At 46.6% G+C, this 24,561-nt stretch carries 16 protein-coding genes; 13 read left to right on the top strand and 3 right to left on the bottom strand.

Annotated elements, in window-relative coordinates; genetic code table 11:
- The first annotated feature begins 6 nt into the window (after window positions 1-6).
- Window positions 7-1,524: a tagaturonate reductase gene (locus MKY73_RS19020; protein WP_339303029.1), complete on the top strand. Its 1,518-nt coding sequence runs from the start codon at window positions 7-9 to the stop codon at window positions 1,522-1,524.
- Entirely contained in the window at window positions 1,521-3,035 is a 1,515-nt protein-coding gene (locus MKY73_RS19015; protein WP_339303028.1) for an altronate dehydratase family protein, read from the top strand. Before MKY73_RS19020 ends, MKY73_RS19015 begins: the two co-directional genes overlap by 4 nt.
- A 101-nt stretch (window positions 3,036-3,136) precedes the next feature.
- Here the strand turns inward: MKY73_RS19015 and MKY73_RS19010 are convergent, their stop codons facing one another.
- From MKY73_RS19010 to MKY73_RS19000, 3 genes are all read right to left on the bottom strand, one after another.
- A complete protein-coding gene (locus MKY73_RS19010) occupies window positions 3,137-3,823 on the bottom strand; it encodes a hypothetical protein (protein ID WP_339303027.1) in 687 nt (228 codons plus the stop codon).
- A 38-nt stretch (window positions 3,824-3,861) separates the two neighbouring features.
- The gene (locus MKY73_RS19005; RefSeq protein WP_339303026.1) at window positions 3,862-4,815 is read right to left on the bottom strand and encodes a WYL domain-containing protein; all 954 of its coding nucleotides are present in this window, start codon (window positions 4,813-4,815) and stop codon (window positions 3,862-3,864) included.
- Window positions 4,816-5,255: 440 nt separating this feature from the next.
- Entirely contained in the window at window positions 5,256-7,283 is a 2,028-nt protein-coding gene (locus MKY73_RS19000) for a beta-galactosidase (protein WP_339303025.1), read from the bottom strand.
- 128 nt (window positions 7,284-7,411) lie between these two features.
- Between MKY73_RS19000 and MKY73_RS18995 the strand changes: the two genes are divergently transcribed.
- The 11 genes from MKY73_RS18995 to MKY73_RS18945 all read left to right on the top strand — a co-directional run bounded on the left by MKY73_RS18995 (window position 7,412) and on the right by MKY73_RS18945 (window position 24,560).
- A complete protein-coding gene (locus MKY73_RS18995) occupies window positions 7,412-8,245 on the top strand; it encodes an AraC family transcriptional regulator (RefSeq protein ID WP_339303024.1) in 834 nt (277 codons plus the stop codon).
- A gap of 144 nt (window positions 8,246-8,389) precedes the next feature.
- A complete protein-coding gene (locus tag MKY73_RS18990) occupies window positions 8,390-9,178 on the top strand; it encodes an alpha/beta hydrolase (RefSeq protein WP_339303023.1) in 789 nt (262 codons plus the stop codon).
- Window positions 9,179-9,214: 36 nt separating this feature from the next.
- Window positions 9,215-9,877, top strand: coding sequence for an SGNH/GDSL hydrolase family protein (locus MKY73_RS18985; RefSeq protein WP_339303022.1), 663 nt, complete (start codon window positions 9,215-9,217; stop codon window positions 9,875-9,877).
- Window positions 9,878-9,892: 15 nt separating this feature from the next.
- On the top strand, window positions 9,893-10,774 hold the full coding sequence (locus MKY73_RS18980) for an SMP-30/gluconolactonase/LRE family protein (RefSeq protein WP_339303021.1): 882 nt from the start codon (window positions 9,893-9,895) through the stop codon (window positions 10,772-10,774).
- A gap of 427 nt (window positions 10,775-11,201) precedes the next feature.
- Entirely contained in the window at window positions 11,202-14,255 is a 3,054-nt protein-coding gene (locus tag MKY73_RS18975) for a X2-like carbohydrate binding domain-containing protein (RefSeq protein WP_339308660.1), read from the top strand.
- A 273-nt stretch (window positions 14,256-14,528) separates the two neighbouring features.
- Window positions 14,529-16,076: a response regulator transcription factor gene (locus tag MKY73_RS18970; RefSeq protein ID WP_339303020.1), complete on the top strand. Its 1,548-nt coding sequence runs from the start codon at window positions 14,529-14,531 to the stop codon at window positions 16,074-16,076.
- A gap of 18 nt (window positions 16,077-16,094) precedes the next feature.
- Complete coding sequence (locus MKY73_RS18965; protein ID WP_339303019.1) at window positions 16,095-17,864, top strand: sensor histidine kinase; 1,770 nt, start codon at window positions 16,095-16,097, stop codon at window positions 17,862-17,864.
- A gap of 342 nt (window positions 17,865-18,206) precedes the next feature.
- Window positions 18,207-19,499, top strand: coding sequence for an extracellular solute-binding protein (locus MKY73_RS18960; RefSeq protein WP_339241492.1), 1,293 nt, complete (start codon window positions 18,207-18,209; stop codon window positions 19,497-19,499).
- A 131-nt stretch (window positions 19,500-19,630) separates the two neighbouring features.
- A complete protein-coding gene (locus tag MKY73_RS18955) occupies window positions 19,631-20,530 on the top strand; it encodes a sugar ABC transporter permease (RefSeq protein WP_278295763.1) in 900 nt (299 codons plus the stop codon).
- The gene (locus tag MKY73_RS18950; RefSeq protein ID WP_339303018.1) at window positions 20,523-21,353 is read left to right on the top strand and encodes a carbohydrate ABC transporter permease; all 831 of its coding nucleotides are present in this window, start codon (window positions 20,523-20,525) and stop codon (window positions 21,351-21,353) included. Before MKY73_RS18955 ends, MKY73_RS18950 begins: the two co-directional genes overlap by 8 nt.
- A 159-nt stretch (window positions 21,354-21,512) precedes the next feature.
- A complete protein-coding gene (locus tag MKY73_RS18945; RefSeq protein WP_339303017.1) occupies window positions 21,513-24,560 on the top strand; it encodes a glycoside hydrolase family 2 TIM barrel-domain containing protein in 3,048 nt (1,015 codons plus the stop codon).
- Window position 24,561 lies beyond the last annotated feature (1 nt).

Genomic DNA, 24,561 nt, shown 5'->3' with positions numbered 1-24,561 from the left:
GTGTCCATGTCGGCAAGCACGAAACGGCCAGGGTTGAAGCTGAATTTACTGGGGAGCGACGGTCAGCGCAAGTGCAAGGAGATTATGGAGCGCCCCGTGAAGATTTTGCAGATCGGAGAAGGTAATTTCTTGCGGGGATTTGCAGACTGGATGCTTCATGAGAGTGCCAGACAAGGCAAATTCCATGGAAGTGTAGCTGTTACCCAACCACGACCGGGAGGCAAGGCCAAGCTGGAACAGATTCGCGATCAGGATGGATTATATACAATGATTACGAGAGGTCTGTCTCAAGGGAAGCCGGTTGAGCGGACAGAGTTGATCTCCATTTTCTCACAGTGTATCAATCCGTATGAGGAATGGGATGCCTTTCTGAACTTGGCGGAACTGCCTTCACTTGAGTTCGTTATTTCCAATACAACTGAATCAGGATTGAAATATTCGTATGCCGACTATATCGAGGGTGAACCGGTTCAATCCTTTCCGGGGAAATTAACGGTGTTTCTGCATCGGCGATATTTGAAATTTGATGGTGACCCATCCAGAGGTTTGATTCATCTGCCATGTGAGCTGCTTGAAGGCAATGGGAATGTGCTGCGCAGTTGTGTCCTCCAGCATAGTGAGGATTATGGGTATTCAGATGGTTTTCGTTCATGGATCGAGAATCATAATCATTTCCTGAACAATCTGGTAGATCGAATTGTGACAGGTGCGCCGACCCGGGAGGAAGCTGATTCCTTGACGAATCGCTGGGGGTATGAGGATCAGTTGATTAATACGGCAGAGCCATATCATTTCTGGGCTATTCAGGGTGATGAATCATTGGACAAAAAACTTCCTCTTAAGCAGGCAGGTCTCAATGTACATTGGGTGAAAGATCTGAAGCCTTTCCAGATACGCAAGGTTCGTATTTTGAATGGGGCACATACCTTAATGTCATCCCTCGGCATTCTGCAAGGCAAGCAGCATGTGAGAGAAACGATGGAAGATCCGCATTTTGGCTCATGGATCAGGGAAGCTGTGCATCAGGAGATCGTTCCTGCCCTGGATATGCCCGATCATCAGCTGGACCAATATGCGGAAGAAGTCTTCGAACGCTTCCTTAACCCGTACATTGATCACAAATTGCAAGATATTGCATTGAATACGATCGGAAAATTCAAGGTTCGTGTGCTGCCTACACTGTTGTCTTACGAGCAAAATCAGGGAAGTTGGCCAGTACGTTTAATTGAAGGATTTGCTGGATTATTATGTCTCTATCGTCCTGTGAATACGCCAGAGGGTTACAAGGCACAACGACTGAATGGGGATGACATTCTGCTGCGGGATGACCCCGATGTGCTGGATGCTTTGGCCGCACACTGGGACGGTTATGACACGCTCAACAGGGATCAGAAGCAACTGGACAACCGGGTAGCGGCTGTGTTGTCGGATACTCTGATCTGGGGCGAAAATCTGGATGCAAGAGAAGGGCTGCGTGCAGCACTTGTTCGTGAAATCGGTTTGTTGGAAGGTGAAGCGAAATGAACACAACAAGTACAATCAATGATTGGATTGCCATTCAACCACAGGATGACGTCATTATAGCGCTTCGTGATTATGCCAAAGGAGAACAGATTACACTGCCAGACGGAGTTTCTTTTAATTTGCTGGATGACGTGCCCAAAGGGCATAAGATTGCTGTTCATACGCTGGCACCGGGTGATGATGTGATGAAGTATGGTTTCTCCATCGGGATTGCGAAAGAGCAGATTAGGCAGGGAAGCTGGATTCATAGTCACAACCTGAAGACGGGTCTGCACGGATTACTTGAATATGAGTACCAACCGGGAGTCCAGATTCAGACGGACATGCCTCCGGAACATCTGCGCTCATTCGATGGATATCTGCGTCCCAATGGTGAAGCAGGTATCCGTAATGAAATCTGGATTGTGAACACGGTTGGATGTATCAATAAAGTGTGTGAAGCTTTGGCACGTATGGGTCAGTCCCAGTTTGGAAGCCGGGTAGATGGTGTATTTCACTTTCCACATCCATTCGGGTGCTCACAGCTTGGCGATGATCTGAAGTATACACAACAGTTGCTGGCCTCTTTGGTGGAGCATCCGAATGCTGGAGGTGTGCTGGTCATCGGGCTGGGCTGTGAGAACAATCAGGTCGATGAATTCCGTGAGTGTATCTCTCCGGAATACCGAGGCAAAGTACGGTTTCTCAAAGCGCAGGAAACGGATGACGAGCTTGAGGAAGGACTTCGACTGATGGAAGAACTTGTGGAGATCGCCGAACATGAACAACGGCAGCCGCTTCCGCTCAGTAAACTCAAGATTGGTTTGAAGTGTGGTGGTTCGGATGGTTTATCCGGCATTACAGCCAATCCGCTGGTCGGTGCGGTTGCTGATATGTTGGTTGCTGCCGGGGGGACGGCTATTCTGACGGAAGTTCCAGAGATGTTTGGTGCGGAGACGATCTTGATGAATCGTGCTGCCAATGAGCAGGTATTTCACGATTTGGTGGACCTCGTGAACGGCTTCAAGCAATATTTTGTGAACCATGGCCAGAATATCTATGAGAATCCTTCACCTGGTAATAAGGCAGGTGGCATTACCACACTCGAGGAAAAGTCACTTGGATGTACACAAAAGGGAGGGCGTTCTTCAGTCGTTGACGTTCTGCGCTATGGCAAACGTGTAACTCAAACCGGTCTGAACATTGTAGAAGCACCGGGTAATGATCTGGTGTCTGTCACGGCACTGTCTGCAGCAGGTGCACATATCGTGCTCTTCACAACAGGACGGGGCACTCCATTCGGAGGCCCGGTACCTACCGTCAAGATTGCGACTCAATCCGATCTTGCGAATCGAAAAAAACACTGGATCGACTTCAACGCAGGCCAACTGTTGGAGGGGCAGACGATGGATGAGGTCAAAGTACAGCTGTTCAGCCAACTGATTGACATTGCTTCAGGGCGGTCTCAAACACTCAGTGAGCAGCATGGATTCCGAGAGATTGCCATATTCAAGGATGGCGTGATTCTCTAAATCCATTCTGGATCGAGGGGATTATCGTCTGAGATGCATATAAGGTAAACCACACAGCCAATTCCGGTTGAAATTACTACGACAACCGGGATTGGCTTCATTTAGATTCCACGGATGCCCATTGCTTTGGTAATGCTTGATAATGCGGCGGAAGATGCGTGTTGCTGCAGTTGTGTAACCAGCAGTTCACGTGCTTCTTCTACGCTGCCTTCAAATGGTGTAATGCCATGACGTTGCATCCAGTGATCTGCGGTCTCATATGCGGAGCTGTTCCATGCGACTTTGCCTTCAGCAAGCCCCTCTTTTTCTTTGGTTCCACTGATCACAATGGCAGCACAGCCCTGAAGGTCCAGTAGCCCGCGATCAAATGCTTTTTTATCCTCTTTTGCCCCGAAACCGGCTTGTGATCGCAAGGCACGTCCATCGATACCTTCCTGATCTGCAATTAACGTATGGAGTTTGAACGCTTCACGGGAGAGCACCCCTGCTTCATATTGCTCCTGGGTGGTTCTGGAGTCGGAAAGCAGTCGGTGGACCCAAGGGAAGTATTCACGCGAGACAAGAAGCGCTTTCTTTTTGACGAATTTTCCATATGCAGCAATGCCTTCTTCAGCCAGGCGTGAACGCCATAACCAGGGATCGCGTTCATCATCCTTGTGCCAATGTTCTTTGGGAGTTAGCGACGATAGAGAAGGGTATTCGGCGAATAGTGGTGCCAAAGGCAGCAAGCCTATAGACTGGATACGTTGTACTGCTTCTTCGTATGTTATAACGGGTTCATATGTCATGATATCAGCAGGCTCCTTTGAAAAGTATGATGAAGCGATTATTGGGTTGAAGCAATATATCTTCGGCTCACTTCCTCGGCATGCTGACGAATCTCGCTCCGGAGTTTGAGGGGCTCGATCACTTCAGCCTCACGTCCCAATCGGTAAAAAAACCGTACGGCCCAGTCCCATTCTCCTGGTGGGCAGAGAAATGACAATTCCCAGAGATCTGGGGCAATTTCAATCATTTTTTCACCGATATGCTCGTCCTGTTCGGCTTCAACCATACCTCGATAACTCAGTTGTACTCTAACCAGAGTTGGCGGTTGTTCGGGAGGGATCGGCTTGTTGCGCTGTTGCTCTGCCTGTTCCCTTAACGCCTGTTCATCCTGTGGCTCAATCGCCTTGACATCCATTATTCGATCGATCCGGAACAGACGCTGTTCACCATGTTCGATCGAATATGCTTCACAATACCAGAAGCCGGAGGAAGCATATACCCGTGTGGGACAGATATGCAGCCATCGCATACGTGATACGGAGCGGTACAGCACACTTAACCATCCTTGTTCAGGTATACAAGCCAGCAATGGATCGAGGTGATGAAGGATGTAATTGCGATCTGGAATGTGATGATGCAGTTGTTTGAGCATGGGATCAATTCGGGCCATGATATCATCCGGAATAATGGCTTTAACTTTGTTCATCAGAGTCCAGCGTTTCTCATGAAAGGGCGTGTCAGCGTAGCGACTCAGACCCTCAAGCGCGAATATGAGCGTCGCTGCCTCTACCGGGTCCAGTTGTAATGGGGGCAATACATAACCTTCCATTAAACTAAAACCACCTCCCGGACCCGAGATTGCAATAATGGGCACATTCATCTCGGAGAGGGACTGAATATCCCGGAGGATTGTACGACGGGAAACTTCGAATTTCTCGCCTAATGAGTGTGCCGTTTCGTGACCATGCTGTAATGCCATTACGATGGCAGCAAGCCGATTTGTTCTGTTCATGTCAGCCACTCCGTTTCGATCTTTGCGCCGCCGGAAAGTGATGTCGTAGTTATACTTACTATTGTAACAACGAATAAGTGACATCATGAGTGTCACCAATATTTCAGCTGTTCATCATTTTATGATAGATCAGCAGCAGGGTTTACAAGCAAGTTCCGGCAGGCATTGTTAAAATGTATGTATCGTCCAATTCGCTTTGCAATATGATATTTCCTTCTATTAATTAAACCACTGATCATGCCAAAAACCCGTATCCGGTGTGAACGGATACGGGAAGTAGCAGCTTATAGATTACAGAAGAGGATAAAGGTATGAAATTTATACCAATATCCTTGCTGAACACAATAACAAGCACAAAAGGAATAAATATGTGACACTTTGTATCACGGGTATTTCTGCCACATGATGTGCTTCCAATGATTCGAATGAAGCGAAATTACTTATTTCATTTCGAGCAATTGCACCCCGCGGGCCTCAATCTCAACATTTCCCGACAGTTCGCGTTGGGTGAGCAGATCATGAGCCTGGGCTGTACCGAGATCATAGGATTGCGTGGTTGCGTTATGGTTCATGACAAACAGGTAAGGTTTGCCGTCTTTGGTACGTGCGCTCACTTCAACACCTTCCGGTGTCTCAAGCAAGGACTCTACATTCTTGGCTGCTGCAAGCTGTCCCAGCAAACCATCCAGGAATTGTTCATCCGGGTCGGATGCAACGTACCAGGCTTCACCTTGGCCAAAGGTATTCCGTGTCACCACAGGCATGCCTTTATAAAAGTCGTCTCCATACTCCGCGATGACTTCGGCTCCTTCACTGTGCAGCAGGTCACACAGCATGCCGCAGCCATATTCTCCTTTGAGATTGCCGTAGGCTTCTTTGAGAACAATGCGGTTCTTTTGCTCAGGCAGCAGGGCATCAATCTCCTCCACCCAGATACCGAGCAGTTTACGGAGTTCTCCCGGATATCCACCTGTGGTTACGAGATCGCTCTCATTCACAATGCCACTGAAGAAGGTCGTCAGGAACGTTCCACCTGCTTCAACATACTTCTCCAGTTTGGCGGCAAACCCTGGTTTAACCATGTAAAGGACAGGGGCAAGGACAATGTCGTATTTGCTCATATCCGTATCCACACTGATGATATCTACTTGTATGTTGCGGCGGAAAAAGGCTGCGTAATATTTATGGATCTGATCCACATAGTTCAGGGCAACTGTAGGTCCGCTTGATTTTTCAATGGCCCACCAGTTATCCCAGTCGAACACAATCGCTACTTTGGATTCAACAGACGCATCCAGCGTGGTGTCACCGAGGATCTGCAATTCCTTGCCGAGCTCAGCGACTTCGCGGAATACACGTGTATTCTCGTGTCCAGCATGTTCGATAACTGCACCATGATACTTCTCACAGGCACCGATGGAGCGGCGAAGCTGGAAGAACATGATGGTATCGGCCCCGTGCGCAACAGATTGATAACTCCACAGACGCATGACACCTGGACGTTTCAGTGAATTATACGGCTGCCAGTTCTGTTGACTTGGTGTTTGTTCCATAAGCATGAACGGTTGACCATCCTTCAATCCGCGCATAAGGTCATGAGCCATAGCCGTGAAGCTGACAGGTGTTGCGAGACCGGGATAGCTGTCCCAGGAGACGATATCCATATGTTTTGCCCATTTGAAATAGTCCAATTGCTTGAAGAAGCCCATCAGATTGGTCGTCACAACGGAGTCCGGAATGTGTTTTTTGATCGCATCGTATTCCAACAGATAACAATCCAGCATGCTGTCGGAGTTAAAGCGAGAGTAGTCCAGCGAGATTCCCTGGAATGTTGAATTGTTGTTCCCCCAATGTTCGCTCAGGTTGCTTGGAAGTACAATCTCGTCCCAATCGTAGAAGGTATGCCCCCAGAAATTCGTGTTCCATGCTTGGTTGACCCGTTCCAGAGTCTGATAGCGTTCCTTCAGATACACGCGGAATGCTTTCTCACAGTTATCACAGTAACAATCACCGCCATATTCATTGGAGATGTGCCATACGAGAACTGCGGGGTGATCCTTGTATCGTTCGGCCAGTTTATCTGCAATCTTCTCAGCGTATTTGCGATAGGTTGGGCTGTTGGGACAGGAATTATGTCGCCCGCCGAATTTGCGTTTGCGTCCGTCAGCATCTACACGAAGCACGTCTGGATATTTCTTTGCCATCCAGGCCGGATGGGCAGCCGTACTCGTTGCAAGGCATATATAGACACCATTCTCATATAGACGATTAATCAGTTGGTCGAGTTCTTCAAAACGGTAAGTAACTTCATCAGGCTGAATCAATGCCCATGAGAATACGTTGATCGTGGCAATATCAATGCCTGCCAATTGGAACATGCGCAGGTCTTCAAGGTGGGTTTCGTGATCCCACTGTTCCGGGTTATAATCGCCGCCGTAGAACATTTTGGGTAGTTTGCTGCTAATCAATGTGTTCACCTCTTGTATAAGAATAATCCTATACTATATGATACATATGACTTTTAAAATATAATAAAAGTAATGACTCATATAAGAATACGGAAGTCTAATTCAGCGTATACCCAAGGAGGCATCCCATGTTAATCTCACCCAGACATCAACGATATTTCATGACATCACGTGATCAGCCGCTGCCTCTTTATATTGAGAGCCTGGGTTATAACGGCAATCAGGAGAAGGTGTCCAGACCTGCGGGGTATCCCTGTTATCACTGGCTTCAGACCGTGAAGGGAGCCGGAGAATTCAAGTTTGCCGGGTCCATGGTCATACTGGGGGAAGCATCCGGTATTTTGCTGCCTCCGAATGAACCGCATGAATATGTGCGCGCTCAGGGGGAATGGGAGACACTATACATTACATTTGGCGGTTCGCAGTGTCCGGCAATCATGGAGTCACTTGGTCTGGGTGAAGCGGCATTCCATCAGTGGGAGAAGGGCAGCCCATTTAACAATTACGGCCAGGAGGTACTGGAGTCAATCAGCAGTGATCAAGATTTGTCGGGACTCGAAGCTTCAGCGGATATATACCGATTTCTGATTATGCTCAAAAAACATGGTATGACGGGCAATCGTCATTCCATCTCACATGCCGTGGAGAGATTGGCCCCGCTCATTGCATTCATGGAGCAGCATTATGGGAATCCCGAGATTGGGCTTGAACATATGGCTGCCGTTACGGGGATCTCATCCAGGCATTTGAACACCTTGTTCAAACAGTCTTTTGGCATGACAGCCTATAGTTATTTCATTCTGCTGCGTATTCGCAAAGCTAAGGAAATCATGACAGGTGATACTGCCCTGACGATTAAGGAAACTGCAATTCGGGTTGGGTTTCGGGATTCAAGCCATTTTGTTGCTACTTTTCGCAGGATTGAGGGAGTGACTCCCGAGCAGTTCCGTAATTTGTACTAACTTGTACTCAAATGATTAAAAAGTGATGCCAGGAAGGTATTGATGCATGAGGGTCATTGCCGTTATGATGGTATCGATTCCTGAGATTCGAAAACGTTTAAACGGACACTTAGTATCCGTTCTACTTGGAGAGGATGATTGAAGATGACAACCACGATACCCTTATGGGATCATACTGCACCTTATGCAGCGCAGGGTCATGAAGACGACATGCCACATTTGATTCCATTTATTCAGCCCGGTTCCGAGAGCGCTGTCATTGTATGCCCTGGTGGTGGCTATGGATTTTTGGCTGATCATGAAGGTGCTCCAATAGCCGAATTGCTGAACCGTGCAGGTATCAGTGCATTTGTCCTGAAATATCGGGTGGCACCTCACCAGCATCCAGCACCGATAACAGATGGTCAGCGTGCCATACGTTATGTTCGTGCGCATGCCGAGCAGTACGGCATCAATCCTGCCAAGATTGCAGTACTTGGTTTCTCCGCAGGCGGACATCTTGCAGCAACACTGGGAACGCTGTATGACGAGGGACAAAACGATCATGAGGACCCGATTGAGCGCCAGAGTTCACGTCCGGACCGGGTTATTCTCTGTTATCCGGTCATTACGATGGAGTCCTATGGACATGCCGGTTCCCGTGAAAATTTGCTTGGGTCTGACGCGTCTGCCGAGCAGATTAAAGCTTTCAGCGCGGAGCAGCAGGTGAGAGCGGATGCTCCTGAAGCGTTCATCTGGCACACCAGCGATGATCAGGCAGTACCTGTAGAGAATAGCTTGCGTTATGCACTGGCATTGGGTGCGCATGGCATTCCTTATGACTTGCATGTTTTTGAAAAGGGCTCACATGGACTTGGATTGGCTGAGGACAACCCCGCCGTTCGGGTATGGTCGGATCTATGCTTGACGTGGCTTAAGAACCAAGGCTGGTAATTATATTAGCGCTTTAGAGCGAAGGAGTAAATGACAATGAAATTGCAGAAAAATGATAAGCTTCTGTTTATCGGAGATTCGATCACGGACTGTGGTCGGGAACATCCCGTAGGCGAAGGAAGTTCAGGTCTGGGCCATGGTTATGTAGCGCAAGTCTATGCCCTATTGCGATCCATCTATCCGGAATTGATGTTGCGTGTCCAGAATGTGGGTAATAGTGGGAATACGATTCGTGATCTGAAACAGCGCTGGGATCGTGATGTGCTGAACCTTAAACCGGATTGGCTCACAATCATGATCGGTATTAACGATGTATGGCGTCAGTTTGATAACCCACTCTCAACAGACTCCCATGTGTTTCTTGAAGAATACGAATCCACATTGCGTGAACTGGTGGCTTCGGTTCGTCCCAACTTAAAAGGACTGGTATTGATGACGCCTTATTACCTTGAGGCCAATCCGGAAGATCCGATGCGGGCCACGATGGATATCTACGGAGAAGCGGTACGCAGGGTTGCCAGCGAGTATGATGCGGTGTATGTGGATACACAGGCTGCATTTGCTCCATTTTGGGATCATTTCTATACGTCTGTGCTGACTTATGACCGGGTACATCCGGATGCAACGGGCCATATGGTACTGTCCAAAGCATTTTTGGATGCCATCGGATTCGAATGGTCGGGCGGCGTCAAATCTTAAAAAGGACGTGATGGCATGAGCAATGTAACTATTGCAGTACAAACCCCCGCATTGCTGGGGGAAGGGCCGAGCTGGGATGCGGAGAACAATCGATTATTGTGGGTAGATATTGAAAGTTTCAAGGTGCATGTGTATGATCCGGCTACAGGTCAGGATCAAGCTTATGATGTGGGTGAACATGTCGGCGCGGTTGTTCCGTATCGGGGTGACGAAGTTGTGGTTGCATTACGCAGTGGGTTTCATACGTTTCACCTGATTACGGGTGAGCTGCATGCCATTGAGGACCCCGAACAAGATAAGGATACCAATCGGTTTAATGATGGCAAGTGTGATGCGAAGGGCCGTTTCTGGGCAGGCACGATGAGCATGAATAATGAAAGCAAAGCCGGATCATTGTATTGTTTGGAGGAAGGACAACCTGTTCGCACGATGGTACAAGGTGTATCTACATCCAACGGTCTGGGTTGGAGTCCGGATCGGAAGACCATGTATTATATTGATACTCCTACACGTTCGATTGACCGGTTTGATTTTGATCTGACAGCAGGTACGATACAGAATCGGACAAGTGTCATTCATATACCGGAGGAATTCGGGTTTCCGGATGGCATGACGGTTGATGGTGAGGGCATGCTGTGGGTTGCGCATTGGGGCGGAGGAAGAATCACTCGCTGGAACCCGGATACATCAGAACTGTTGCAACAGATTGATATACCGGCAGATCAGGTAACCTCCTGCTGTTTTGGTGGACCGGATCTCGAAGAACTTTACATTACAACAGCACGTATAGGGATTAAGGAAGAACGTCTGAAAGAGACGCCGGATGCGGGTTCACTGTTTGTCGTCAGACCGGGAGTTAAAGGTCAGGAGACTCATGCCTATGGTAGCTCGAAATAAACAGGTGCCAATCATGTAGTGAACTTCTGTCTGGTCGGTCAGGTAAGAAATGATTCATTTGGTACTCTTATATAAATATAACATGTTGAAAGGTGCTGTTCTAACAGCATCTTTTTTTATTGCATAGACAAGTTTAAACACTAGAAAAAATTTTACAAAAAACGATTTCGACAGAGGGGTTTTAAAATTTCCATCGAATGTTATTTATTGAAAGTATTATCCATATAACCGTGAATCAAGAATAATTATGTAAGCGCTTAACAATAAGACTGGAGGGAGGTGAGGCTTCTTGTATCAAGGGATGCATTGATTCGTCTGGCACGCCATCATCAGCACGATGAGACAGCGGGAATAGACCAAAATGCAGTAACAAAGTTAAAGAGGAGGATAAGTTGATATGAGAACGTTTATGGGGAAATTACGAATCATGAGTCTGACGGTTGCTGTAGTAACTGCTTCGCTGGGAGGACTTGCTGGAACTACATCGGCGGCGCCGAGTGAAGCCTATGAGTGGAAAAATGTGGTGACAGGTGCAGGAGGCGGGTTTGTACCGGGTATTATTTTCAACGAATCTGAAAAGGATCTGATCTATGCCCGTACGGATATAGGGGGAGCCTATCGCTGGAATGCGGCTGACGAGAGCTGGATACCCTTAACGGATTTTGTTGGCTGGGATGACTGGAACAAGAATGGTGTGGACGCACTGGCTACGGACCCGGTTGATCCGGATCGCGTGTATATGGCAGTTGGGACGTATACGAACTCGTGGGACCAAAATAATGGTTCCATCTTGCGTTCTACGGATCGGGGAGATACCTGGCAGACCACAACACTTCCGTTCAAAGTGGGCGGTAACATGCCAGGACGTTCGATGGGCGAACGCCTGAGCGTGGACCCGAATGATAACCGTATCCTGTATTTCGGTGCACGAAGTGGTCATGGATTATGGAAAAGTACCGATTACGGTGTGACCTGGAACGAAGTCACAAGCTTCCCGAATCCGGGGAATTATGTGCAAGACCCATCGAATGAGTATACCAGTGACATCGTAGGTCTGGCATGGATTACATTTGACAAAACAACAGGTTCGGCAGGGCAGGCAACCCAGACAATCTATGTGGGTGTTGCGGATAAAGCTCAAAGTGTATATCGCAGCACGAATGGCGGCCTGACCTGGTCAGCTGTTGCCAGTCAACCTACAGGGTATATCCCGCATCATGGTGTGCTTGATTCAGACGGCAGCCTCTATATTACGTACAGCGATGGTGTTGGACCCTATGATGGGACAAAAGGTGACGTTTGGAAACTGAACACCTCAACAGGTGTCTGGACCAACATCAGCCCTGTTCCAAGCAGCAGCACGGATAATTACTTTGGATATGGCGGATTGGCTGTCGATGCCCAGAATCCCGGTACATTGATGGTTGCGACATTGAATTCCTGGTGGCCGGATGCCACGTTGTTCCGCAGTACAGATGGGGGAGCGACATGGACACGCATATGGGAATTTGATGGATATCCGAACCGGAAGTTACGGTATACACAGGATATTTCGGCAGCACCATGGCTCACATTTGGCACCAATCCTGCCCCACCCGAAACAACTCCAAAATTGGGCTGGATGATCGGTGATCTGGAGATTGATCCGTTTGATTCCGATCGCATGATGTATGGAACGGGTGCTACGATCTATGGAACGAAGAACCTGACAGACTGGGATGATGATGAAAAAATAAATATTTCAGTGATGGCCAAAGGTGTTGAAGAGATTGCCGTACTGGATCTGATCAGCCCGCCAAATGGTGCACATTTGGTAAGCGGATTGGGGGATGTCTCCGGATTCCGTCATAACGATCTGGACCAGGCGCCAGCGACCATATTTACGAGTCCGAACTATCCTTCCACAGAAAGTCTGGATTTTGCAGAGTTAAGTCCAAATACGATGGTTCGCGTAGGGAAAGCAGATTATGCCGCCGATCCAAATGCAAAATCCATTGGTTTGTCCAGTGATGGAGGCACTACGTGGTATAAAGCGAATGCAGAACCTGCCGGCACAACCGGAGGGGGGACTGTAGCCATCTCTGCAGATGGTAACCGACTGGTATGGAGCACGTCAGACAAAGGTGTACATTACTCGACTGGTGGCAATTCCTGGACGGCAAGTACGGGGATACCTGCACAGGCGAAAGTGGTTTCAGATCGTGTCAACCCTAACAAATTCTATGGATTCGCAGCGGGCAAAATCTATGTGAGTTTGAATGGTGGCGCTACCTTCACGGCATCATCTGCGACCGGACTTCCAGTGGAAGGAAATGCCGATCTGGATGCCGTTCCAGGTGTTGAAGGTGAACTATGGTTTGCAGGTGGTAGTGAGGAAGAAGGTCCTTACGGATTATGGCATTCCACGGATTCAGGAGCGACATTCACGAAGCTTGCCAATGTAGAGGAAGCAGACAGTATCGGATTTGGTAAAGCGGCCCCTGGGCAGAACGTTGTTGCGTTATATACGGTTGCACAGATCGATGGAACACGTGGATTCTTCCGCTCCGATGACGGTGGAGCCCATTGGGTTCGTATCAACGATGATCAGCATCAGTATGCTCGTGTAACCACAATTACAGGTGATCCACGTTTGTATGGAAGAGTATATCTCGGAACGAATGGCCGCGGAATTTTGTATGCTGACCGTGTTGGAGGTAACAATGGCGGAGGAGACGGCGGGGGGACAACACCAGTAACCAACGCTGCGATTACACCAGTTACAGCCGAATTTGATCGCAAAGCCGGTAATCAGGTTGATATTCCAGTCACGTTAACGTTGAACGGCAATACACTTGTATCCATTCGTAACGGGAATGCAACGCTGGTTTCAGGTACAGATTACACGTTGACAGGTAATGAGGTCGTTTTGAGTAAAAACTATCTGGCTTCACTGCCCAATGGCGCAGCGGCACTAACCTTTCAATTCAGCGCAGGTGCTCATGCGACCTTGAATCTGCTCATTAAAGACACGGCAGCTGCACCAGCGGGAACGATACGCATTGAGATGTATAATAGCAATACATCGGCAACGGGCAGTTCCATTAGCCCCAAATTCAAACTGACGAATACAGGTACTACAGCGTTGAATCTGTCTGATGTAAAAATCAGATACTACTACACGATAAACGGAGAACAGCCTCAGAACTTTTTCGCTGACTGGGCGACTGCTGGCAGTTCGAATGTAACAGGCACATTCAGTGCAATCAGTCCGGTACGGACAGGTGCTGACCACGTGCTTGAGATCGGCTTCACAGCTTCGGCTGGAACGCTGAATGCAGGGCAAAGCACGGAAATTCATACTCGCATCTCCAAGAGCAATTGGACCAACTATACACAAACGGATGATTACTCCTTCGCAGCAAGTCAGACTTCCTTTGCCGAATGGTCCAAAGTCACCGGTTATATCGCTGGAAGTCTGCAGTGGGGAATTGAACCGTAAGTGAGTGATTTAACGAAATAAGGATTGAAAATAGGGAGTCCTGCTTTGCCAATTGATCGAATGGCGAGTCAGGGCTTCTTATTTTGTCGAAATATAGTGTAAACTATAGATAGTTACCATTGAATATAAGATCGTTTTAGGATATAAAAAGATGTACAATCAATTTAAATTTAATGTAACCGCTAACACTGGAAAGTGTTTATAACCGATATATAATAAGTTGGTATAGCCTGTACAGATATAGAGGAAAGATTAGACAAGGGGGTCGCGATCATGAACCGGTTGTGCAAGGTGCTGATTGTTGACGATGAGTTTCTGGTAAGGCAGGGCATAAAGCATCATATGAACTGGGAAGCAGAAGGATTTATCATTGTGGGTGAAGCTTCCAACGGTGAAGAAGGATTACAGCAGGTGAGCCTGTTAAAACCGGATATTGTGATTACCGACATTGTCATGCCTGTCATGGATGGTGAAATGTTTGTCCGTACACTAAAAGCCAATAATCCGCAGATTGAAGTTATTGTACTTAGCAGTTTCAGTGAGTTCGAATATGTACGATCTACGCTTCAGCACGGAGCAGCAGATTATATACTGAAACCGAAGCTGGACACGAATGAATTATTGCAGGTTCTTCAACGCACAGCGGGTAAAATTCCGGAGCTGCAGTTTGAGCCGTCGCACGATGGCTGGAGACTTGGACAGCTGATGGAGAAGATGTTATCCGGATTTACATTGGATGAAGATAGTGAAATGACGATGATACGAGATACCTTTCCCCACAAATCCTTTCGTTTACTTGTGTATGGACCGATGGATGCTGGAGGGAATCGACTGAAGTTGGATCAGGAACAGATGGAGTCCAGGCTCCGCAGTGATCTGCCTGAAGTGGAATGTGCTATGGTTCCCGCAGAAGGTACATTACCTGTGATGCTTCTTAATGTCGATCCCGCGAGAGATGGCTGGTTGGTTGAACGGATTAGACAGTTGGCAAGTGAAAAAGCTACAGGAGAAGGCGGTCCTGGTTGGGTACTTAGTGAAAGCTTTACTTCATTTGAACAGATGGGTGTTGTCTATCGCGAACGCCTGATTAAACTGATGGAGTATCGCTTCTATTATAAGGATCGACCCATTCTGGTGTATGGTGAACTGCCTCCACTGCATCCCGCTGGTTATCAGTTTAATGTGAATATGTTCTTACAGCATGTGAAGCGTAACCGGGTCGAAACGGCAAGAGAGTATTTACAGGAACATGCGGCAACCCTTGGACGGGATTATATTGCCGATGTGTTTGAGATCAAATCATTTCTCGGTAACTTGATCTTCAATGTGACCATTACCCTCGCGGATATGGATGTTCAGTCTTCCGGGCTGGAAGAGAGCAAATATACGTATTTCAAAAATGTGGACGGGGCTTCGAGTCTGGACGAAGTCATGACTGTACTTGATCAGTTTATGACGGAAGTTCAGGAGTGCACCGCCGGTGCAGGTGGAAAACGAAGTGACCCGAATATGAAGATGCTGCTGGATTATATGCATGAGCATTTTGACCAGCCACTTGGACTTGCTGAAGTAGCCAAGCACTTTCATTTCAATCCATCGTATTTATCCAGTTATTTCTCATCTCACAAAAAAGAAGGATTTAATGAATATCTGAATAAAATTCGGATTGAAAAAGCCGAGGAACTGCTGCGATCCGATGATGTAACGATCTCTGAAATTAGCAGTATGGTAGGCTATTCCGATCATAGTTATTTTTGCAAAGTGTTCAAAAAATTCACCGGACTATCACCAAGCCGATACCGGCGCAAATTCTGGGCATAAAGTCAGAAGGATAAGATCATGAAGAAATGGATGAACAGATTATCTCGTCTCGGTTTATTTCCCAAGTTGTTTCTAGTTATGGTCATCAGTATTGTTCTCGTCTCTGTACTCATCTTATGGACGACCATTCATATGTCTACCAATCTGTTTACCGAGACGTTCAGTATCACAAACTCCAAAGTGCTTAATCAGATCAAGACCAATTTTGAGTCTTTTAATGAATCGATTGCTGCGGTTACCAATAATGTAACTCAAAGTGGTGCCATTCGGGGATTTCTGTCTGAGGGGGATGCAGACTCAGTCTCAACGGCCAAATCTTTCTATAATATGCGTGAAACCATGAACCGGGTTCAAACCATTATCGAGTCATATGAAGTGGGGATTACCATTGTGGGTGTGAACGGACGAAGTTTTTCCACCAATCCGGCTTACATTAAGAAGACAGGAGATGAATTGAAGCAAGAGCCTATTACTAAAGAAGCGCTCGAGTCGCCGAGTCGGCTAATCTTTGACTATTACCGTGGTGATACCAGTGAAGGCGAACTGCAGATGATTTCTGCAACAAAGGCATTGACGGATCGAACAAGAAGTCATATATACGGGACACTTTATGTCACGATGAGAGAAGTGGAGTTCCAACAGTTCTATTCCAGTTTCACGAGTCGGGGGAATGATGTGGTCATTATGAACGAAAAGGGCGAAATCATATCTTCAAACCGTATGGACTGGATCGGAACAATTCAGCCGGAGCTACTCACATATGCTAAGGATTTGAGTGGGGACGCTTCGAAAAGTATTAATGCTCGTGTCATGGGGCAGGAGAGCATTGTTCTATCCGAGTATTTACCCTTTTATCGGTTTTACCTGATTAATGTGGTGGATAAAGATATGGCGATGGGGCAGCTCATTGACATGAAGACGGTTGCGTTGATCTGTACAGCGATCGTTATCGGTGCGCTTGTTCTGGTGTTTCTGATTACCAGCCAGATCACCAAATCACTGCGCAGACTGGTGAAGCAGATGTCTAATATCACGAAAAGTGATCTGGATAACTACATACCGGTTAGTGGCAGTTACGAGAGTCGGCAACTGGGCCATGCGTACAACTACATGCTTGATGAATTGCATGATTATGTGGATCAATTAGTACAGACACAGCATGAACAACGAAACGCAGAGCTTGCGGCATTACAGAGTCAGATTAATCCTCATTTCTTGTACAATACACTTGCATCTGTCAAAGTTCTGGTGCAACAAGGCAACAAGGACAGGGCAGCGGAGACCATTAATGCATTAATTGGATTGCTGCAAAATACGATCAGTGATGTGAGTCAGACGGTTACAGTGGAGCAAGAAGTTGAGAATTTGAAAAATTATGTCTTCATTAATCACGTTAGATACGGTGGCCGGATTAAAGCTGCTTTCTACGTTGCTCCGGATTGTACGCACTATCATGTACCGAAACTGGTGATCCAACCGTTTATTGAAAATGCATTTTTCCATGGATTCATCAAGAAAGAGACGGGTACGATTCATGTCATGGTTTCCAGAACAGGAGAATCACTTATCTGTGAGATTATGGATAATGGCGATGGTATTGATGGGCTTGTCATGGGAGAAACGTTGCCCAATCCGAAAAATAATCGTCAACTTTTCAGCGGCATCGGTATTCGGAATGTACATGACCGTATTGAGTTATTATACGGATCGCCTTATGGTGTCACCATTATGAGTACCGTTGGGGAAGGAACCAGGGTCACCGTTACACTGCCTTTAATCACAAGTTGAATCGCAGCCTATTTCAATTGAATACAATCAAAATCAAGATCCCTCGTGGCTGTATTTCTGCAGAAACGAGGGATTTTGGTGTGTCAGAGTTGCAATGAAAACACATATTTGTACGATTTCAAGATCAAGATAATACAAAATCAAAAGAAATTACAAAAAACCAAATTTAATGCAAACGGTTTCTGTAAAGGTTTTCATTGTGGTAATAAGATGACAAATCCGCACAAAATTATTACTAACGAATGGAGATATGGGAATGATAAGATGAATACATCGAAAGCAACCGCTTTCAGAAAACGCAAACAAATTACACACAAAGAGGTCGAAGGGGAGTTGAACGTTTTGAAAAAAATGTGGGTATTGATGCTCGTTACAGTACTGCTGTTGTCCGCATGTTCATCCGGTGGTGGAGGTAATTCTGCCAGTGGTGGAGATGAAAAAACAAACGAAATTACGATCTGGGCTTGGGACAAAGCATTTAATGTCGCTGCTCTTGAACAAGCAAAAGAAATTTATCAAAAAGAAAATCCTGATTTGAAGATCAACATCATTGAGAATGCTCAAGATGCGATTATCCAGAAGCTGAACACAGGATTGAACTCTGGAACAAGCAGCGGTCTTCCAAACATTGTATTGATTGAAGACTATCGTGCACAAAGCTTCCTGAGTGCGTATCCGGATGCGTTCAAAGATTTGTCTTCTACAATTAAAGCTTCCGATTTTGCAGATTACAAAATTGGACCAACTTCTTATGAGGGCAAACAATATGGAGTTCCATTTGACTCCGGCGTAGCAGGTCTGTACTACAGAACGGATTTGTTGGAACAAGCGGGCTACAAGTCTGCTGACCTGCAAGACATCACTTGGGATGATTACATCCAAATCGGTAAAGATGTAAAAGCAAAAACAGGTAAAGAGCTGCTGTCTCTTGACCCGAATGACCTTGGAATCATTCGCATGATGATCCAAACAGCAGGCAAATGGTACACTGCAGAAGATGGCAAGACACCTGACATCAGCAGTAACCCTGCATTGAAAGAAGCTTTTGAAACGTACAAAAAAATGATGGATGCCAACATTGTTAAATTGCACTCTGACTGGAGTCAATTCGTTGCCAACGCCAATAACGGTAGCGTAGCAACAATTCCTACAGGTAACTGGTTCTCACCATCTGTACGTCAAGAAGCATCCCAATCCGGTAAATGGGCTGTAGCTCCAATGCCGAAAATGGCTGGTCAATCTAACTCTGTACATGCATCCAACTTGGGCGGTAGCTCCTGGTATGTGATGAACAATGTACCTGGTGCAGATCAAGCAGCTGACTTCATGGCTAAAACATTTGGTTCTGACAAACAATTGTACCAAGACTTGTTGACAAACATTGGTGCGATCGGTACCTACAAACCAGCTACTGATGGTGATGCGTACAACAAGCCAGATGAATTCTTCAGCGGTCAAAAAATCTTCAGTGATTTCGCAAATTGGACCAAAGAAATTCCAAATGTAAACTATGGTAGCAACACATATGCAATCGAAGACATTCTGGTTGTTGAAATGCAAGCGTACCTGAATGGTAAATCAATTGATGAAGTTTTGGCTGAAGCACAAAAACAAGCTGAAGCACAATTAAACTAAGATACCCAAGGTAACTTATAGAACCCTAAGTAACTCGGAGCCATCTCCCTTGTCTGGCGCAAGTCGAACCGGACAAGGCGAGAGGCTCTGTGGGTTCTATCCATGTTCCGTGGAGAGAGAGGAGCCATACTGTGAAAGCCATAAATACAGGAGACAGTCTCCAAAAGAAAAATAATTTGACTGGATGGGCTTTTGTTTTGCTGGCTGTTATCGGAATTGTAGCATTTTACTTCTATCCGATGATTCAAGCGCTGCTCTTATCATTCAAGTCTGGCAAAGGGGCTAATCTTGAATTTTCGGGCCTTGCGAACTACAAAAGATTGTTAGTTGATACCACGTTCCGCACAGCATTATCGAACACATTCATCTACTTGATCATTCAAGTGCCAGTAATGATTATTCTCGGTTTGTTTATTTCCGTATTGCTGAATGACAGCACACTGCGGTTCCGGAGCTTTTTCCGTACAGCGATTTTCTTGCCTTGTGTAACTTCATTGGTAGCATACTCTGTTGTATTCAAATATTTGTTCGCACCAGATGGAATGGTGAATCAATTCCTGATGGGTCTGCACATAATTGGCGACCCAATCCAATGGATCACAGACCCGTTCTGGGCTAAAATTACGATCATAATCGCCGTTACTTGGCGTTGGACCGGATATAACATGATTTTCTATCTGTCATCCCTGCAAAATATCGATCAATCGATCTATGAAGCTGCAAGAATTGACGGAGCGAATGCTTTTACACAATTCTTCAAAATCACAGTACCGTTGCTCAAACCGATTATCCTCTTCACGTCGATCACATCAACGATTGGTACATTGCAAATCTTCGATGAGATCATGAATATAACCAAAGGTGGTCCAGGTAACGCGACCATGTCGATCTCACAGTACATCTACAACCTTTCGTTTAAATATTCACCGGACTTCGGTTATGCAGCAACCGTTTCGTATTCCATCGTAATCTTGATTATTGTATTGTCCATCATCCAGTTTAAAGTGGCAGGTGATAATAAAAATGGCTAAAGCTAAAGCAAAACGGATTTTCACTTATGTGTTCCTATCCATCGTCGCCTTTGTATCCATTTTCCCTTTCTTCTGGATGCTGGTCAGTTCAACAAATGCATCTGTCGATGTAACCAAAGGCAGATTGTTACCAGGTTCAGCTTTCATTGATAACTTCAACAAACTGCTTGATTCCACAAATCTCGTGCAGGCTCTCGGGAACTCGGCTATTATCTCGGTGCTCTCGACTCTTCTGGCCCTGTTGATTGGTTCCATGGCAGGTTATGGTTTCGAGGTATTTCGCACGAAGTCCCGTGATATTGTGTTTAATATCCTGTTGTTATCCATGATGATCCCGTTTGCAGCAATCATGGTACCACTGTATCGGATGTTTGCAACAATATCGGGGGTTGCACCAGGAATCGGTATCAACACGATGGGAGCAGTTATCCTTCCGACTATTGCAACAGCGTTCCTGATCTTCTTCTTCCGTCAGAACACCAAAATGTTCCCGAAAGATTTGCTGGAAGCTGGACGTATTGACGGTTTGAGCGAACTCGGGATCTTCCTGAAGATCTATATGCCAACGATGAAAACAACTTATGCAGCGGCAGCAATCATTACATTTATGAGTAGCTGGAACAACTATCTGTGGCCACTCATTGTATTGCAAACGCCTGACCAACAAACGATTCCACTGTTGATCTCGAATCTGGGTGCTGGGTATGCGCCGGATTATGGGGTAATCATGACAGCAATCGTTATTGCAACACTACCTACAGCAATCGTATTCTTCATCATGCAGAAACATTTTGTTGCAGGTATGGTTGGTTCCGTGAAATAAGCATAACCGCATAATGCGTCCGTATCGGACGAGTGCAGGAAAGAGAAGAGGACGCCTGTCAGGCGTACCTCTGTCTTTTTTGTATTTTGTATGAATGCAAATGGAAATCCACATGAACCTATAAGCCAAACTATACCGTTTTAAAGGGAGAGAGAGCCGATGAAAGCAACAAAGGCAGATATCAACTGGTTGGGAGACGTAAGTGTATTTGAGGTGAACCGTCTTCATGCCTATTCCGATCACCGTTATTACCAAACGATGGACGAGGCAGTAGGTTCAGGCGCGATGTCCATGCGTTATGACCTGAATGGTACGTGGAAATTCAACTATGCCATTCGTCCAGACAGCCGTCCTGAATTTTTCTATACATCCGATTTTCCCAGTGAGGGCTGGGATGACATTGAAGTTCCGGGACATATCCAGTTACAAGGATACGGACAGATTCAATACGTAAACACACAATACCCTTGGGATGGCCTGAATGAAATTCGTCCACCGGCATTGCCACAGGATAAAAACCCTGTTGGAAGTTATATTCGCATGTTCCACCTGCCGACGGGTTGGGAGTCAAATCCGGTTTATATTTCTTTCCAAGGTGTAGAGTCTGCATTCTATGTATGGCTTAACGGACAATTCGTAGGATACGGGGAGGACAGCTTTACGCCGTCTGACTTTGATCTGACGCCATTCCTTCAGGATGGTGAGAACAAACTGGCGGTCGAAGTGTATCAACGCAGCACAGGCAGCTGGCTGGAAGACCAGGATTTCTGGCGTTTCTCCGGTATTTTCAGAGATGTGTATCTGTATACGGTCCCTGCTGCACACGTACGTGATGTTCATGTTCGCACAGATCTGGACAAGTCCTATACGAACGGTACATTGCAACTCGATTTGAAACTGGAAGGAAAAGCGGTTGCTGGAGCACGTGTAGAGGCTGAACTTCGTGATCGTGAAGGCAATACCGTAAAAACGTTTGAATCCAAGGTTAACGATGGTCAAGTAAGTCTTCGTGAAGACATTGGTACAGTGAACCTGTGGAGCGCAGAGATTCCATACTTGTATCGCCTCTATATTCGTGTATATGATGCTGCGGGTACACTGGTTGAGGTTGTTCCTCAAGCTGTTGGTTTCCGTACATTTGAAATGATTGACAAAGTCATGCACATTAATGGTAAACGTATTGTATTCAAAGGTGTGAATCGCCATGAGTTCAACCCGCGTCGTGGACGTGCGGTTACGAAGGAAGACATGCTGTGGGATGTTCGTACCATCAAGCAAAACAATATGAATGCCGTACGTACGTCACACTATCCTAACCAAAGTCTGTGGTATGAGCTGTGTGATGAATATGGACTCTATGTTATCGACGAGATGAATCTGGAGACACACGGATCTTGGCAGAAGCTTGGCGCCGTTGAGCCTTCTTGGGTTATTCCAGGTGACAAACCGGAATGGCATGATATCGTTATGGATCGCGCTGTATCCATGGTGGAGCGTGACAAAAACCATCCGTCCATTCTGATCTGGTCTTGTGGTAATGAATCCCATGGCGGTGAAGTCATCTATAAAGTATCCCAATACTTCAAATCAGCTGATCCAACCCGTCTGGTACATTACGAAGGTGTATTCCATGATCGCCGTTTCGATGAGACAAGTGATATGGAGAGCCGCATGTATGCCAAACCGGCGGACATTGAAGAATTCCTGAATGCCAACCCGATCAAACCTTATATCAGCTGTGAGTACATGCACGCCATGGGTAACTCTATTGGTGGTATGCACAAATATACGGAATTGGAAGACAAATACCCGATGTATCAAGGTGGATTCATCTGGGATTACATCGACCAATCCATTTATAAAAAAGATCGTTATGGCAAAGAGTTCCTCGCCTATGGCGGAGATTTCGGTGATCGTCCATCAGACTATTCGTTCTGTGGCAACGGTATCGTTCATGCTGATCGTAAAGTAACTGCGAAAATGCAGGAGGTCAAATTTCTCTATCAGAACATTAAGCTGTTCCCGGATCGTGAAGGCGTCAAAATCGTGAATGGCAACCTGTTCGCAGATACATCTGCACTGGAGCTGGTATACAGCCTGGAGCGTGAGGGGCATGAAGTGCTGCGTGGAACATTGGAAGTGAACGTGGATGCCCAAAGCGAGACGGTAGTGAAACTTCCGCTGGGTGCAGAATCCCTCGCGGGCGGCGAGTACGCTGTGAACACTGCATTTGTGTTAAAAGAAGCAACACTGTGGGCTGACAAAGGCGAAGAAGTGGCATTTGGACAGTTTATTTTCACACAGGATCAGGTAAATGATGCAGCACAGACGGACCTGAACCTTGTAAGTGATGTACAAGTGGTTGAAGGTGACGTTAACATCGGTGTTCTTGCTGGCAAGACGCACGCGCTGTTCTCCAAACAGTTCGGGACACTGGTTTCCCTGAAATTGTCCGGCCGTGAGACGATTGCTGTACCACCTGCACCGCTCTTCTGGCGTGCTATGACGGATAATGACAAAGGTATGGCCATGGGCTTCGAACTGGGTGCCTGGTATGCTGCGAGCCTGATGCCACGTTCTGTGGAGTGGAAAGCGGAACAGAAACCGGATCAATACCGGATCGAGTTCACGTATAAGCTTAACATTTCGGATGATGTACAAGTGAAAGTGGTGTATACCGTTCATGCAGATGGAAGTGTACGTGTGCATAATACGTATAAAGGTACAGCCGGATTGCCGAACCTGCCAATTCATGCATTGTCCTTCAGAACATCACCTGACTTCGAAAACGTGGAATGGCTCGCGATGGGACCCGAAGAAAACTATGCAGACCGTGCATTCGGCGCACGTCTATGCATCCATGGCAGCAAGGTAGCTGATACTGTAGCTCCATATCTGGTACCACAGGAGTCGGGCAACCGTACCGGCGTACGTTGGGCCAAACTGACAGACAACGCGGGCCGTGGCTTCAAAATTGAGGCATCTGGTACACCGGTTGAACTGAATGTTTCACCATATACGGCATTTGAGCTGGAGAACGCACAACATGCGTATGAATTGCCACCTGTGCACTATACGGTCGTGACTGTTGCGGGTAAACAAATGGGTGTCGGCGGTGATGATAGCTGGGGTGCCCCGGTTCATCCGGAATACCTGATCCCTTCGGACGGCGAACTGACATTTGAATTCGTCATTCGTGCGCTGTAAG

Source organism: Paenibacillus sp. FSL R5-0519 (genome assembly GCF_037974275.1).
In the GTDB taxonomy this organism is placed as follows: Bacteria; Bacillota; Bacilli; order Paenibacillales; family Paenibacillaceae; genus Paenibacillus.
The sequence above is the reverse complement of the archived record's forward strand: the minus strand, read 5'-3'. Positions and strand labels throughout refer to the sequence as shown.

What these genes read in the sequence shown, in the direction of transcription:
- MKY73_RS18970 (WP_339303020.1), top strand. Translation starts at nt 14,529, where the DNA reads ATGAACCGGTTGTGCAAGGTGCTGATTGTTGACGATGAGTTTCTGGTA.
- MKY73_RS19020 (WP_339303029.1), top strand. Translation starts at nt 7, where the DNA reads ATGTCGGCAAGCACGAAACGGCCAGGGTTGAAGCTGAATTTACTGGGG.
- MKY73_RS18975 (WP_339308660.1), top strand. Translation starts at nt 11,202, where the DNA reads ATGAGTCTGACGGTTGCTGTAGTAACTGCTTCGCTGGGAGGACTTGCT.
- MKY73_RS18965 (WP_339303019.1), top strand. Translation starts at nt 16,095, where the DNA reads ATGAAGAAATGGATGAACAGATTATCTCGTCTCGGTTTATTTCCCAAG.
- MKY73_RS18945 (WP_339303017.1), top strand. Translation starts at nt 21,513, where the DNA reads ATGAAAGCAACAAAGGCAGATATCAACTGGTTGGGAGACGTAAGTGTA.
- MKY73_RS19015 (WP_339303028.1), top strand. Translation starts at nt 1,521, where the DNA reads ATGAACACAACAAGTACAATCAATGATTGGATTGCCATTCAACCACAG.
- MKY73_RS19005 (WP_339303026.1), bottom strand. Translation starts at nt 4,815, where the DNA reads ATGAACAGAACAAATCGGCTTGCTGCCATCGTAATGGCATTACAGCAT.
- MKY73_RS18990 (WP_339303023.1), top strand. Translation starts at nt 8,390, where the DNA reads ATGACAACCACGATACCCTTATGGGATCATACTGCACCTTATGCAGCG.
- MKY73_RS18985 (WP_339303022.1), top strand. Translation starts at nt 9,215, where the DNA reads ATGAAATTGCAGAAAAATGATAAGCTTCTGTTTATCGGAGATTCGATC.
- MKY73_RS18980 (WP_339303021.1), top strand. Translation starts at nt 9,893, where the DNA reads ATGAGCAATGTAACTATTGCAGTACAAACCCCCGCATTGCTGGGGGAA.
- MKY73_RS18950 (WP_339303018.1), top strand. Translation starts at nt 20,523, where the DNA reads ATGGCTAAAGCTAAAGCAAAACGGATTTTCACTTATGTGTTCCTATCC.
- MKY73_RS18995 (WP_339303024.1), top strand. Translation starts at nt 7,412, where the DNA reads ATGTTAATCTCACCCAGACATCAACGATATTTCATGACATCACGTGAT.
- MKY73_RS19010 (WP_339303027.1), bottom strand. Translation starts at nt 3,823, where the DNA reads ATGACATATGAACCCGTTATAACATACGAAGAAGCAGTACAACGTATC.